Source organism: Pseudoalteromonas sp. SR43-2 (genome assembly GCF_014163885.1).
Classification (GTDB): domain Bacteria; phylum Pseudomonadota; class Gammaproteobacteria; order Enterobacterales; family Alteromonadaceae; genus Pseudoalteromonas; species Pseudoalteromonas distincta.
On sequence record NZ_JACJED010000004.1, the window covers coordinates 184,748 to 200,412 of the forward strand.

The 15,665-nt window shown below is 38.2% G+C and carries 10 protein-coding genes; 3 read left to right on the forward strand and 7 right to left on the reverse strand.

The genetic code is table 11. The annotated features are described in order from the left end of the window. Positions 1 to 83: 83 nt before the first annotated feature. Both H5120_RS05045 and H5120_RS05050 read right to left on the reverse strand, forming a co-directional pair. On the reverse strand, positions 84 to 752 hold the full coding sequence (locus H5120_RS05045) for an START domain-containing protein (RefSeq protein WP_182673783.1): 669 nt from the start codon (positions 750 to 752) through the stop codon (positions 84 to 86). Then, positions 753 to 2,276: a CYTH and CHAD domain-containing protein gene (locus tag H5120_RS05050; protein ID WP_182673784.1), complete on the reverse strand. Its 1,524-nt coding sequence runs from the start codon at positions 2,274 to 2,276 to the stop codon at positions 753 to 755. Positions 2,277 to 2,583: 307 nt separating this feature from the next. On the opposite strand from H5120_RS05050, the gene H5120_RS05055 reads away from it, so the two are divergent. Further along, positions 2,584 to 3,189 carry a TIGR04211 family SH3 domain-containing protein gene (locus tag H5120_RS05055; protein WP_182673785.1) on the forward strand — a complete coding sequence of 202 codons (606 nt, stop codon included), beginning with the start codon at positions 2,584 to 2,586 and terminating at the stop codon, positions 3,187 to 3,189. A 36-nt stretch (positions 3,190 to 3,225) separates the two neighbouring features. Here the strand turns inward: H5120_RS05055 and H5120_RS05060 are convergent, their stop codons facing one another. The 5 genes from H5120_RS05060 to H5120_RS05080 all read right to left on the reverse strand — a co-directional run bounded on the left by H5120_RS05060 (position 3,226) and on the right by H5120_RS05080 (position 9,183). Continuing rightward, complete coding sequence (locus H5120_RS05060; RefSeq protein WP_024598984.1) at positions 3,226 to 4,287, reverse strand: DUF21 domain-containing protein; 1,062 nt, start codon at positions 4,285 to 4,287, stop codon at positions 3,226 to 3,228. Between the two features lie 55 nt (positions 4,288 to 4,342). Then, positions 4,343 to 5,695 (reverse strand): magnesium transporter, encoded by a 1,353-nt coding sequence (locus H5120_RS05065; protein WP_101164203.1) that lies wholly within the window; start codon positions 5,693 to 5,695, stop codon positions 4,343 to 4,345. A 315-nt stretch (positions 5,696 to 6,010) separates the two neighbouring features. Next, complete coding sequence (locus H5120_RS05070) at positions 6,011 to 6,760, reverse strand: RIO1 family regulatory kinase/ATPase (protein ID WP_182670808.1); 750 nt, start codon at positions 6,758 to 6,760, stop codon at positions 6,011 to 6,013. Between the two features lie 133 nt (positions 6,761 to 6,893). Continuing rightward, on the reverse strand, positions 6,894 to 7,409 hold the full coding sequence (locus tag H5120_RS05075; protein WP_231388420.1) for a MarR family winged helix-turn-helix transcriptional regulator: 516 nt from the start codon (positions 7,407 to 7,409) through the stop codon (positions 6,894 to 6,896). Between the two features lie 106 nt (positions 7,410 to 7,515). Next, positions 7,516 to 9,183, reverse strand: a complete 1,668-nt coding sequence (locus H5120_RS05080) for a methyl-accepting chemotaxis protein (RefSeq protein ID WP_182673786.1) — start codon at positions 9,181 to 9,183, stop codon at positions 7,516 to 7,518. Between the two features lie 485 nt (positions 9,184 to 9,668). On the opposite strand from H5120_RS05080, the gene H5120_RS05085 reads away from it, so the two are divergent. Beyond that, positions 9,669 to 12,377, forward strand: a complete 2,709-nt coding sequence (locus tag H5120_RS05085; protein WP_182673787.1) for an endo alpha-1,4 polygalactosaminidase — start codon at positions 9,669 to 9,671, stop codon at positions 12,375 to 12,377. Further along, positions 12,377 to 15,664: a tetratricopeptide repeat protein gene (locus H5120_RS05090; protein WP_182673788.1), complete on the forward strand. Its 3,288-nt coding sequence runs from the start codon at positions 12,377 to 12,379 to the stop codon at positions 15,662 to 15,664. Before H5120_RS05085 ends, H5120_RS05090 begins: the two co-directional genes overlap by 1 nt. Position 15,665: the final 1 nt, after the last annotated feature.

Genomic DNA, 15,665 nt, shown 5'->3' on the forward strand with positions numbered 1-15,665 from the left:
TCTCCAAATAATAGCGTGTCATTATTGCTTAAGCGTAGTTAAAGACTACTCAACACACCATTAAATTATTATATATTCGATATTTAGCATTGACCTGCTTTGATTACAGGTAGTTTTGGAGTGTATTTCTTATCTGTGAGCATATGATGCAAGTTTATAAATGTGGTGTAAGTACTTTTCAATCCGACCTTATTGCTTAGCCAAGTAGGTATTGCCCCATCAAGCAAAGCATATACTTGGTACTCAATATCAAGGCGGCCTTTGTCCTCGCTCAGTAGCCAGCGTGCATTTAAAGTAGTAATTCTTATAACGCCATTATTTTTGGGCTGCTTATTAGGGCGAGCACTAATAAGCAATTGGCTTGTATTTGCAGTTAACTGTGAATAACAAGAATAAGTAATGCTATCTCTATCTCTAATAGGCCAAGGAGAATTAAAATAACTGTACACCAAATTTTCTGATGGGCTTATGTGCTTAATAACCTTTACCTGAGATACATTTTCGAGCCATTGGGGTGCGGTATCGGTATCACTAAGTAATTCTAAAAACTCATTGGTGGATACGCCTTTCACGCTCATCTGCGCTTTTACTTCAAAGGTATTATCACTGTGGCTTTGATAATACACACTTACGCCATTTTTGTTTTTATACAAATGCCATATGGGCATTTCAGCGTAAGTGTTAAAACTAACTAATAAAAAAATAACGAATAAACACTTTTGCAACTGAATTTCATTACAAAAGCGCATCATTTATTTTTGCCAATAAGGTTCTATGTCAAGTGAAGCAAGGCGACTTTGCTCCATGGCACTCACCAAGTATTCAGACTTTTGTTCAAGCCATGACTGGATTTTAGCAAGCTGTTCGTCTTCTTGCCCTGCACATAATTGCTTTAAATACTCAAGCGTACTTAATTCATAAATACCATGAGAAATATCAAGCCAAGGCAATCTAAACTCTAGGCGTTCTTCTTTATCAAATAACGATCCTAAACAGTTACCGCTTAGTAGGCTATTTTCAAGCTGAGTTCGCAGGTTTAAATACGAAACGACATCGAGGGTTTGTTCTTTAGGGAGCAACTCGTGCAGGTTTTTCCAGTCTTTATTAAAAAGCCTATTGGCAATAGACGATACATTTTGCTCAGCCGCTTGAAGCTCTGCTTGCCCCCAGTCTTTACGCCATTGCTTATCGATTAACCAGGTAGTTAACGACAGTAATAAACGATTATAACGTGCGCTGTGAAACAGTGCATTTATATCGTCAATGCTTGGCTGTAACTCTTTTAAGTCTCCAATGACTTGAGCAAGTGCTGGCGCCGCATTAATTTTTTTATAAAAAGCATGGCGTTTAGACGTGTACGTTTTTAATTGAATCGCGTTTTCTACCCACGCTAATTCACTTAATAACCACTTAAGTTCGGTACGTAAATGCTCTGTACTTTCTTTAGATACTATATCGTCGTATAACCAAAAAGTATGGCGGATTAAACTAATGCCGTCAGTTACGCGTTTAAGTGTTTTTAAACTTGGCTTATCGAAATAGCACTGCTCGTGCTTTTGTACAAAGCGAATGCCAAAGTTCATGGCTTCAACTAAAGCACGCTCTTGAGTAGTCGACTTTGGTAATTGTACAAAACCAATAGATTTGCTTGGCATTAAAGGTTTTTCATCAGCAAGTCGATAACCACGCGCGGCCTTAGAATACAAACCTAAGCGAATGCAGTTTTGACTAACTAGTATATCTGCAAATGCAAACAGCTCATTACGACTGCCCTCAACAAGCTCAATTTCTAGCTCGCTAATAATTTCAATTTTACCCGAAGCCGCAATTTCACCTTTATCGAGTACGACTTCAATTTTAGCGCCACTTTCGGTTTCAATTAACCAAGTACGACGAATAAAGTTAGTACTAAATATTGGATAAAGGTTTTTTGAGATGGCGCTTATTTGCATGCCATGAGGCCAAATATCAGCATCAAATGCCATTAAATTAGGGCGACTTGATTCAATTGGTAAATTGTACTCTGGACGTTGGTGTAAACCACCTACCACTTCACCTGCAAGCTTTATAGTTTGCTCGCATTCGCTGTCAGAACAACGCGTTCTAAAGCCTATATCAAGCGCTCTAAGCTCTCTGCTTGGCGTATCGTAGTATGCATTTTGTAAGCTGCGAGACGGTTTATTCTTCACCGTTTTTGCAAATTGAGTAATTAATGAGGGGATCAGTGGAATAACGGCATCTGATACCAAAAATTTCAGTTCTATCTCAGTATCCATTCGGTTTGCGGATTACCTTTAAAATAAATAAGTGCTCAAAATAAACAAAGCGCCTTAACAATGCAAATTTTTTAACCTTATTTTAGGGCCTGATGACCTTTGCGGATTAAAATTCGTTCTATCTAGGAGCAATTTAAACGCGGCGTGAGGTTTGTAACCTAATGGACTCGATAACTACTCCTGCGTTACCGTACTGGGTTACAATATCAGTCTTGCTATTGATCTATTTAATCCATACTATCTAACTACTTATGTGAAATAAAAATCACGTTCATAACGGACGCAGTTAGATCAACAAGGTAGATAAATGCTAAAACATTGTTTATTAGGGCTACTTTTAACAGCCACCACATTCATGAGTTATGCACAAGAAGCACAACCTGCAAATTCAACGAATGCAAACACCGCTTATATTATCGATAATCTATACACTTTTATGCGCTCTGGGGCGAGTAAAAATTATCGACTACTCGGCTCTGTAGATGCTGGAACAAAGTTAACCTTGTTATCAAATGAAGAAAACGGCTTTATAAAAATAAAAGATGATAAAGACCGCGAAGGCTGGATAGAAACTAAGTTTATTACTAAAACAGCTGGCTTACACCAACAGTACGAAACACTAAGTAGCGAAATGAGCACTATGCAAGAAAAGCTACGCCAAGCTCAAATAGAACTTCCACAGCTACAAGAACAAAATCAAACTTTAACAGATCAAAATCTGCAGTTATCTGCTCAAATTACTAAGCTTAAAACAACGCTAGAGCAAGAGCGCACTCAAAAAGAAGCTGCTAGCTCAAAAGAGAAACGCCAGCTACTTACTTACGGTGGTGCTATTGCGTTTTTAGGCCTGTTTTTAGGTATTATATTAACGATAGTGCTGTCACGTCGTAAGCGCTACGAAGGTTGGGCGTAAAGAAAGCTCCATCCAACTAAATACAAAAAAGCCGCTTTATAGCGGCTTTTTATTCTCTGTATTTTCATGCAGTTCGAGTTTTGGTGCACTCATACCTTTGAGCAACCGACCAAATATATCAGCGCCGGTAATAATGCGTTTCACGTCGCTCCACACTAATACCACATCGTGATCAATGGCCCCATCAAACGATTTATCTAAAGAATGATTAGCTCGTATTTTTAAAATCACTTCACTCAAACGCATCGCTTCATCAGCAACAATTATAGGTCTGTGACAATAATGATAAGGGTCAAACGTATCTGGCTCAAATAACGCTGATCTTAAAAAACCGTCAGCATCTACCACTAATAAAGGCCAACCGTCTTCATTGGTAATGATCACCCAGTTATAACCTGACTTATGTAGTTTGCGTAAAAACTCATTATCAGTTGTTAATGTAAGGTCTGGGAAGATAGGTAAATCAAGCTTAGTAGGCAAAGCAATAATAGAGTCTGGATCAATTACCTCACCCTCTTTGGTTACGCTTATTTCATCTAAGCTAAAAAAGTTAAGCGCGCCTATTCCCTCAACATGTTGAACATCAGCTTCTTCAGCCTCTATGTGTTTGCGAATAATACCTCTGAGCTCACTTTCAGCAAAGTACGTAATCCCCTCTTTGCCTAACCATGCATCGAGTATTAAAGCCGTTGGCTTAGCAACTATATAAAACAGAATCTGATAAAACTTAATTAACGGCGAAAGTAGGCTTGCCATTTTTAACGCATTACGCGAAAAATAAGCCTGCGGTGTTATTTCACCAATAATAGTAATTGCGATAGTTGAAAATAAAAACGAACTTGCGCCCATTAATACCGAATCAGAAAGTAGTGTAAGTAGTACGTTAATACCTACGTTACCCCACAAAATAGTCGACAATAAAAAGTTAGAGTCGTTTCGAAGGGCCATTACTTTTATGGCCGCCTCGTTCCCTTTTGCACTTTCCATTTCAAGCTGAAGCCTACTTAGTGAAAAAAACGCTAAGTTTAAGCCCGAAAATATTGCCGATTGTGAAATACACAAAGCAATTGCACACCAAATCATGACTTCAAAGGTCATTGTATTTTCCTGTTAGTAATCCCAATTCACTTAATTAAGCGAATTGGTATAAGGCTTATAAAAGCAATAAACTGCCTAAACCTAAAAAGGTAACAAACCCAACAATATCGGTAACGGTAGTTAAAATTACCGAACCAGATAACGCAGGATCAATTTTCATTTTGTCTAAAATAGACGGAATAACAACACCTGCTAGTGACGCGGCCACTAAATTCAATAATATGGCTACCGTAATCGTAATACTAAGCATTAAGTCGTTAAACCATAAAAAGGTTAGTAGGCCTATTACAAACGCCCATACCAAGCCATTTACAGCGCCAACACGCAGCTCTTTTTTAAGCAACGCATTACGGTTTGAATCTGTAACTTGTCCAAGCGCTAAACCTCGCACAATAACGGTTAATGTTTGACTACCTGCAATTCCCCCCATAGAAGCGACCACTGGCATTAATACAGCTAGTGCTACAACTTGTTCTATCGTTGCGCCAAATAAACCGATAAACCACGACGCTAAAAAGGCAGTAGCTAAATTAATACCTAACCAAATGCCACGGTTTTTAGCACTTTTTCGCACACTTGCGAACAGGTCTTCGTCTTCACGTAAACCACCGGCTTTAGCGGCTGCTTCATCAGCAACTTCTTGTCGTAATTCATAAGCAGAGGCAATGGTTAATCGCCCAAGTAATTTGTTATCAGCATTAACCACTGGCAGTGCCATTTTTTCACTGTGGATCACCACCTCTGCCGCTTCATATAAATCATCATCAGCATGGAGCAATGAAAAGTCATGATTTGCCAATGTCATTAAATTATCGGTGTCGCTGGCTTTTATTAAATCATTTACCGCAACCTCACCTATTAAACTACCCTTGCGGCTTACTAAATAAATAACTTCACTGTATTGCGGTAAACCTTTATGTAGCAATTTTTTAGCACCACCGGCTGTTAGCTTCTCCGATACTTTTAAAAAGTCAAAACCTAACCAGTGACCTAATTGCTCTGGCGGGTATTGCTGCGCTAAATCATATTGTTTGGTTTGCGCTTCATCGAGTTGCTTTTTTGCATACTCAACAAATCGCTCTGGTATAACTTCTTCAAGTTCCAGTAGCTCTTCTACATTAACTTCATCAAGAAGTTTAAAAGCCTCAGTGTCTTCTAGCGTTTGTAGCAACCACAAACAACTATCTTCACTTAAATTAACAAAAATTTCGTGTTGCGTGTCTTCATCAAGCAACTGCCAAATTTCAAGTCGTTGTTCTTTTGGTATCGCCTCAAAAAGTAATGACAGGTGCTCTGTTGAAAGCGTTAACTGCGCATCTGCTAATAATTTATTTTTGCGTTCTGTTGTATCGCATTGCAATAAATCATTTATGAGCTGTGGAAGTTGGTCTACCGGATACTCAATCATCTTAAAACCTTAAAATTTAAAAGCGCACATTATTTATAGTCTACTTGAACAATAAAAAATTGCAGAAAAAACGTGAACTTATTAAGCATGCGCAAGCTATTTTTGCGCATTGTATGGGCAAACTAAATGCAGTACTAATATTTATTTTAAAAAATTAAAAAAACAGTAAAAGGAATTATTTTTGAGGGATTAAACAACAAGTAAGCAAACTAAAGGGATTACTTATAATAAAAAAAAATCCCATATTAGCTAGGCTAATATGGGCAAAATCACACAATGAATTAGGTGTTTTTAAATTACGGTTTATGCTTTAAATTAAAGTCTATCAGTAATATTTCGTACTAAGTCAGAATCTACAAATTGAGTAATAAGTGCAGCGCCCCACGCATAGCCTCGCTGTATTGGATAACCTTTAAAAATCCAGCGTTTACGCACGTGATTAAAGCGCTCTAAATAGTCTTGCTTTTTTTGTGGCAGAGGCTGCTCACCCAATTTATTCCATGCTTTATATACGCCTGACATGTCAGATCCTCGCATAAAGCGTTGCAACCAACGTGGAAAACGAGAAAAGCTAATAGTGGACTGAAAATCAATAAAGTAAGGTTTACCGTCTGCGCCACATAAAATATTACCCATATTACGCAAGTCTAAATGCACGATGCCTTTGCGATGCATTTTTGCTACTTGACGCTCAAGCTCACTAAAAAAGTTAACAGGTAGTGTTTTGTCTTCATGAATTAAAGCGCGCAGTGGCGTGCCTTCAATATAGTTATAAGCAACCGCTATCGGCGACAATCTACAAAAGCGGTTAGCAACTGCATCAAGCTCTGCTAAACGGCTCAACCCTTTATACTCTTGATTTACCGACATTCGTGCAAATGTTTTGCGGATAAACCAGGGGCTTTGGCTAAAATCTTTAACGATTAAATCAAATTCATTATCTTTATATCGATACACAATCGCGTTAGCAAAACGTCCCCTATGGACAACACTTAAGTGATGTTGCATAAAAGTATGTTCTGGAAATTGCTGTTGTAATTGTACTAACAAATTATTTTCAATCATAACAAACCTAACAAGATGATAACTTTAATTGCCTAGGCAACTATATTATCAAAGTTAGATTCTGCGCACAATCAGATCAACTAATTAGCACGCTAACTTTCTATTGAAACAGTATCGCTATTTTATTGATAATCTACTTTTGGGGGGAGTCTGGCAGTGAATCAAGATTATTTATAGCTTTGAATAGTAAGTCGATTATTTGGTTTTTTTCTGGCTCTGAAAAACCACTTAATGCTTGCGCATAGACTTCGTTCACTACAGGCATAATTTCAGGGCAAAGAGCTTTACCTTTTTCACTTAAACACAAAATAGTTGAGCGCTTATCAAGCTCACATTGCGTTTTAATAATGAGTCCTTTTTCTTCAAGTCGGTTTAGTAAGCGGCTCATAGCGCCACGATCATAAACCATATACTCGCAAAGTCCTGCAAGCGTATTAACCGACTCTCTCGCAAGTAGTACAACCACAATATATTGCGCAGAAGTTAAGTCCATAGGAAGTAACTTGGCATCAACATGAATGGCTAATCTCGAACGTAAAAAAGAGACTAAACGCCCCAAATCTTGCTCTGGCGCTAACTCTTCTCGAGTACAACGTTTAATTGATGGCATGTTTTGCATAGTTATTCCACTGTATAAGTATATTTGCATGCTGATAGACCTTAACGCATACAAAAAATTCAATAATTTTTATAAAAAATCGCCTACAAAAATAAAGCCGCTATTAGCGGCTTTTAGTGTAGGGCTTTGAGCTTTGTTAAATCTTAAACTGGCCAACTAAGTGTCCTAAGCTTTCACCACGCCCAGCTAAATGCTGACCTACCGAAGAGGTAGTTTTACTTGAAATAGTTAGCTCATTAACTATTTCTTGAATAGCAAATACATTACGGTTTATTTCTTCTGTAACACTACTTTGCTCCAGCGCCGCTGTCGCAATTTGCGTACTCATATCGTTAATTGATCTAACTGAGCTTGTTACCGCGCCTAAACTTTCTGAAATAGCACGAGAGGATTCAACAGAGCGATTACAACTACTTTGGCTTGCTTGCATTGCTGCAACTGCATCTGATACTAAGTTATGTAGCTCACTCAACATTTCACTAATCTCTAATGTGCTAACTTGAGTACGACTTGCTAGGCTTCTTACTTCATCAGCAACAACTGCAAACCCTCTGCCTTGCTCACCTGCTCGCGCAGCTTCTATTGCAGCATTAAGTGCAAGTAAGTTTGTTTGCTCAGCAATTCCACCAATTACACTTAGTACGCTATTAATCTTTTTAGATTGCTCACTGAGTGAATCAACCTGTTCAGCAGCTAAGTTAATTTCGCCCATTAAGTTTGAAACCTCACAGAGTGAAATATCAACACACTCTTGAGCTTTAGCAACTTCTTGCGTTGCCGCTTGAGTTGACTCTGCCACTTGGTTTGTATTTTGAGCCACCTCATGAGAAGTAGCCGACATTTCGGTAATAGCCGTTGCAACAAGGTCTGTTTCATGATTGTGATTAAGTAACTTGTCTTCAATTAATCGTGTTTGTGTATTTATGTCACCAGAAGCTGTTTTTACGTCGTGTGTTACATCAACCACATTAGCAATAATGCCATGTAGCTTACTTACAAACATATTAAATGCTTCGCCAAGTTGACCTATTTCATCATTAGTATCAATGTCTAGACGCTTAGTTAAATCGCCCTCACCTTTTGCAATATCGTCAAGGCTTTGCGCCATGCGCTGTATTGGTTTTACCATTGTGTTTGCGGCAACTAACGCACATATAATTGTTAAAACAACCCAAAATAAAGCAATTAATAATAAGGTCATTACCTTATCATTCATGTGCTCTTGCATTGCTGTTTGGTATTTAAGTAGCTCTGCGTCTATATCATCCATATATGCGCCAGTACCAATCATCCAGTTTGTGCCTGGTATCATTGCTGCATAGCCCATCTTTTCAACTAAGCCTGTGGTATTTGGTTTTTGAAAATGATAGTTAAAAGCGCCACCGCCTTTTCTAGCTTGCTCTAATAAGCCCACTATTATTTTTTTACCGTTAGGGTCAGTCATCCCTATTTTGTTTTGCCCTTCAATAGCATCACCTAGTAATGCATGAAAAACACTAATGCCATTGGTGTCGTATATAAAAAAGTAACCACCTTGACCAAATGTTAAGCCTCTTAAAGCGTTTTTAGCATCTTGCTCAGAGCCATTTGCTAATTGATAGCGAACAATTTTGCTAGCAATTTCAATTTCGGTACTTAGTAACGTTTGCTTGTCACTTATTAACTTAGTTTGAAATGCTTCAAAATTTTGTTGCTGATTTTTATTCTCTAAATAATAAGAACTCAGCATTAAGCTGATCAAAAGTAGCATTAGCGGTAAAATAGCTTGTAACAGCAATTTGTTTTTCAAGCTTAAATTACTCATTTTCTCTCCGGGGTGTATAAATGCATATATAACGACAATTGCCAAAGTTATATTACGACTGTTTACTATGTTTTATTGGGTTTAAAACATAGTAAATAAAAAATTTGGTGGGAGTATACTCATACCATGCTCTGCGTGCTGATATTATAGTCACAAGGGAGGTATTTGAACACTAAAAACACTGCGACCTTTGTATTAATCAATATATTATTTACCACCCTTTTTGTTATATTCAAAATTCTAACGGCTGTATTGATCTAAAATTAATTTGATAGCGTATTGAGCGGCCCAATTGCTTCGTATGTAATGAGTTAAGTCATTAGCCATGTTAATATTGGTTTTAGGTTCATATAAATAATGAATATATAGATATCAAACTTCCATTAACATATAATAGTCCTATATTCCTAATACCAAACAACTAGATAAAAATTGGAACACATCACTTTGAGTCACAGTTATAATCAAATAAAAATGAATTATTAATGAAGTATATTTTATACCTTGCACTTTTAGTGTCGGCTCACGCATTCGCAACGCCTGTAAATAATAGTATCGCTTTTTACTACTCAGCGCCGATGCCATTAGCCGAAATGACCTTTTATTCTCGCATTGTCGTTCAGCCTGACCTTGTGACTGAGCACGAACTTAATTGGTTTAAAAAACGAAACATTGCTGTTTACGCTTATTTAAGTGTGGGTGAGTCGTTTATTGAAAGTGAGTCTTCACTCGCAGTTAACCCTAACTGGAATAGTCACATTGCCGATTTAACATCTACGCATTGGCAGCAACATGTGCAAAATAACGCAGCTACTTTAAAAGCACGGGGCTTCAGTGGCTTGTTTTTAGATACCCTAGACAGCTATCAGCTTTTAGATGACAAGCATAGTAAATCAGATCAACAAAATGGCTTAGTCGCAATTATAAAGAGTCTGTCTGACACGTTTAATAAACACCTTATCCTCAACCGAGGCTTTGAGTTACTACCTAGACTTACTGGTTTAGCCAGTGATTTAGTGGCTGAAGGTTTATATAGCCATTACAACCCAATCAATAATAGCTACAAATTAACCACCGAGAACGATCAAGCTTGGCTAAGTGCACAATTAAAAACGGCACAAAAGCTTGGTTTTAAAGTACAAGTTATTGATTATGCACAGCCTGACAACCGTCTTGCTATGGCGCAAAAAATAAAACAGGCAGGTTTTATTCCCTGGGTAACTGATGGGCACTTACAAACATGGGGTACATCAACTATATCACCAGTACCAAGACGCATCCTCATTCCGTACAACAGTAACGTAAAGCCACTCATTTACACTACCGTACATTTAAAACTAGCGACCATGATTGAGTATTTGGGATATATACCTGACTACATAGATATGGCAAAGCGCGACTTACCTTTGGTTGATCCTAGCTTGCATGCAGGTATTATCTCGTGGACCACAAGCGATACGTTTTACACACCAACACTAAACAATTGGCTTGAAGCTAATTTAGGTGTTGTACCAGAACTCATTTTAGGCGAGTTACCACAATCAACTAAATTATTATTAAGCTTAGGTATTGAGTCGTTAAACACATTACCTGAAGGTCCATATAAACAAGATAGCTTTGCACCTTGGCTCAAAGGGGAGTCAACAACACCTCCCCCTATTGTTAAACCATACTTACTTAAATTAGCAACTGATGCGACTCCTCTAATAACAATAAAGTCTGCTAATAATATAAGTATTTTACAAGCGGCTAAAACTAAATATGGTGCAGTCGTGGCCGCTCCTTGGTTAATTGACACATTTCCGATGGAAGGCAGCAAATGGGTTATTGATCCGCGTACATTGCTTACTCAAGCAATGGGGTTACCACCTATATTAGTGCCAGATACAACCACCGAAAGCGGCAGGCGAATGCTTACTTTGCATATCGATGGAGATGGATTTACAAGTATTGCCCACTACGCAGGTAAGCCTTATTCAGCAGAAGTAATTCGAGATGAAATAATTAAACACTACAAACTACCGTTAACGTCATCAGTGATCCAAGCTGATATTGAAGAAGGCGGTATTCATTCTAAACAAAGTGCCAAACTCGAAGGCATTGCGCGTAGTATTTTTAACCTGCCTTACGTAGAAGTTGCTTCACACACTTATAGTCATCCCTATTTTTGGACAGCACTATCTGGGCGAAAAAAAATAGATGAAGACGACACAGATTACGGTTTTCATCTAGACGTGCCTGGCTACAACACAATTAGCCTTAAAAAAGAAATTACCGACTCGATAAAGTACATTAATGACAAGCTCGCACCTAAAAATAAAAAAACAGTAATGATGCTATGGTCAGGGGACGCAACACCTGGCCCAAAAGCACTTGAACTTGCTCGTGAAGCTGGCGTGTTAAATGTCAATGGCGGTAATACTGATGTAAATGCTGATAACCCAAGCCTTTCTCACATCTCCCCTATCGGTCGCCCTGAAAGAGATTTGCTGTATCAAATTTACGCCCCCATATTAAATGAAAATGTTTACACAAACTTATGGCATGGCCCTTATTACGGCTTTAGACGCTTAACCGAAACATTCGAAATAACAGAAAAGCCATATAGGTTAAAACCTTACACTATTTATTATCACTTTTATTCAGGTGAAGTTCTTGCGGGCTTAGACGCTCTTAAACACAACATTGATTATGTTTTAGCAAGGCCAAATACACCGGTGCATTTAAGCCACTATGCAAAAGTAGCAAAAGATTTTTACTTTTCTGCACTTGCTAAAAACAGTAATAATGAATGGTTATTTAGCTCAAAGTACATTCGTACTCTGCGCATACCTAGCGATTTTGATGTGCCAAACATAGCTCAAAGTGAAGGAGTATCTGGTGTAACTGAAAAAGGTGACTACATACATATTATAAATAACATAGCTCGCCTTAGCTTTGATCATAGCCAAAATAGTGAAAAACCTTATTTAGCATCTGCAAATGTTGTTATTGATAACTGGCAAGTTAACGGACCGGTTAGTTTTAAAGCATGGGTGCCCGCTTCACTTGATTTAATTAATGCACGTTCTTGCGAATTTGTATCTAATTTGGGTGAGCGCTTCAAAGGTATTAATCGGGGTAAAATAACACATTTTAAAATACCTACAGGTGACTTTTATGGTTACCTTAACTGCAACGGATCTGCTCTATAATGAATACTAAAAAGCGCCCTCAGTTAATTTCTATAAAAACAATATTAGCGATACTAGCTGTAAGTTGTTTTGCACTTTATGCGTTATTTCCCCATACCTTATTTTTTGAAGATGATGCACTTTCACAAGATTATACCTTTGAGAAATCTTACCTTAATGCAGCGCTCAATACAGAGCCCGACAACGAAAAGCTTCGCGCTAAATTGGTTGAGCTACATATAGGGCTTAGTGAGTATTCACAAGCCACTAACGAGCTTGAAAAGCTACCTAGAGGCGAGCGCAAAGCAACACTTGAAATAAAGTTGCTTTACTCATTATGGCTAGCAAGTGGTGCTAAAGTTGACGACCGCTTTGAAGAGCTATCATTAAAAATAGGAGCTCATAAAAATTGGAACGAACAAATACTGACAATTGCAAAAGCCGTTGGGTTAAACGCAAAAGTTGCTCAGTATTATCAAAAAAATAAACAGCCACTCCTTGCAGCCGATTACTGGTTAAGCGCAGGGGAACCTGACAAAGCATTCGCTATTTATAAAACAAATATAAATGCTGACATTGCAGCTAAAGCGATTGAAACTGCACTTGGCGCAAATAATCCGATTCAAGCTTATGCATGGTGGAGCACCTACGGTGACAAAGCCGATGTTAAACGCACCCTTTATTTAGCAAACTTGGCTGGCAACACAGAAGATGCAGCTCAAGCTATTGAAAGCTTATTAAAGACCTATCCAAATAACAGCGAGTACTTAACACAAGCAATGCACCTGCGTTTAGCAAATGGAAATGCAAAAGGGGCTGAGCAATTACTTGCAAAGCTATTACTACAAAGCCCAGATGACAAAGAGCTACATTTATTAAATTGGAAGATAAAGCGCTGGCAAAACAAGCCTAAAGAGGCACTCCGAGAGTTTAAATGGCTAATGTCTAACAAAGCCGTAACCGCTGCGATGCTTACCGATAGTATTAACGATGCCACCGCTTTATATTTATACCAAGATGCTAATGATATATACGAATATAAAGCCCAAAATAGAAATCTAAAAGGAAATGGCTTTGCTAATTGGATGCAAGCTAACGAATTTATTGGTAACACAAAGCAAGAGTTAAATAATATTGAACGCTTTGAGCAAATAAATGGTAAAAGTGCGTTATCACAATATTGGAAAGCAAAAGTACTTCACGATACTGGTAATTTAAAAGCATTAAGAGCTTTGTGGCCTACATATAAAGGGCCTAAAAATGAAGAAGATTTACTTTGGATTGCCCGCGCATTTTGGCTAGAAGATGGCTTTTCTACAGCTCTGCAAGTACTAAAAAACAAACATGAAAGTTCTGACGATGAGTTTTGGAGTGCCAATGTAGACATGGCAATGCGAGTCCAAGACAAAGCTCATGAGCTATATGCATTAGAGCAGTTACAACAAATAAGCCCTTTAAGCGTAGGCGACATGCTGCACTACCAACAATTGCGCTTTGAAGGTAGGCCTCAGGAGCTTCTTGATTATTTATGGAAAAGTGAGTCGCAAACTGACCGTCAATTGATTCAAATTGCATTATTAAGCACACAAGTAAATGATGCTAAATCAGTTGCACGTATTCATGCTGAACTTGATAAACAACGATATAATAAAGCTCTCTATCCTGCTTGGTTAATTCTTTCTAATTGGTATCAAAACCAAAGTGATTTAAATTCAGCTTATACAACTTTAAACCGCGCTGCTAAATTAAGCGAATATGACTCTGATGTTGTGCTTGCACAAGGTTGGTTAGCGCTGCAAATGCATGACACTGTAATGATTGGCCGCATTTTAACGCGCTATTCTCAAAGCGACACTTCCTATGCGTGGACGCAGCTCTTAGCTAGCCTATCTATTCACGAAAAGTCATATAACAGTGCCTACTTTTATTTGCGTAAATTGGCCATTGCAGATCCAAGTGACTTAACAACACTGGTTAACTTAGCCGATGTAATGAAACAACTTGGATATTATGCAAATGCTGCTGAACTTAATCACTATTTACTGCAACACTTACCTAAAGATAAATATGCCTACAGAGGCTTAATGTTTCGCTGGGCGGGCGCGATGGCTGTTCCTCATTTAATGCAATTAAACACAATGGAAGAACTTGCCCCCGACACTATTGGTGAACCCCAAACAAACTGGTGGTTAGCACGCCGAGCTGCACAAAAATTAGAGCCATGGCAAAAACTACAACTTTATATGACCAACGGCGAATTTAATAAAGCGAAACAGCTTATAGCTGAAGGTTCACTAAGCAAACTAGATGAGCTAAACGCCCTACTCTATTTAAAACAACCCTATGCCACCATGCAACGTTGGTACGAAGAACTCACTGGCGAGGCAAATGAATCGCAATTGAGTTTACTCAGAAATGCACGCGCATCCTATTTTAGAGCGCTTGAAATAAACCTATCGCCAGAGGCTGGTTTAAACAGTAGCCAGTACGATGTAAACGTTTATTTTCCTTATACTAATGGGCAATGGAAATTAAGTTTAAGTAATCAGCAAAACCTTGATAACAACGGATTACTGTTTGCGATAGAAGATAAAATGACATTTGGTCGTTGGTATTTTGATGCAAAAATAGATTCGCACCAAGGCAGCTTAGTTAGCCGCCAAGGTCTTAGCATAGACTCTCGTTATCAATGGGATTCACGAACACAGGTAGGTTTAAAGCTTGAATATAATGTTGAAAACCGCCAATCAGAAGCACTACTTAGCTATGCTCAGCTAGATAAAGCCACGGCCTATGTTAATTACAATATTGATGGTAGACAAAACGTACAGCTATCAGCAGCAGCGATGTCTTTTTCTCGAAGAAGCGATGGCAGCTCACTAATAAACGGCCAAGAATATAATGCTCGTTACCAATACAGCATTTTAAAAGACCGCCCAATTTGGAACGCTTATTTTAGTGCGCAATGGCAAGACTTTGAACGTGTTAATGCATTAATAAATACAGATTCAAGCAGAAGACCGCTAAGAGTTGACCTTCAACCATTTAGACGTTTTGCACTAGGGACCTCATTTGCTTCAACTGGTTCATTAGAACCTCCTTATTTAGGCGCAAGCCCTTCGTGGTTATTTGATATAAGTACTGGCTATCAAACACTTAACGATACAGTAGATGTATCAGTTTCAAGTGGCGCAGGTTGGTCTGTACTGGGCGATGATTTATTTAAATTACAGCTGGGTTACCAAAGTAGTAATAAAGTGGGTAATTCAGATACACAATTACAATTAGGTTATTACGTACATTTTTAAT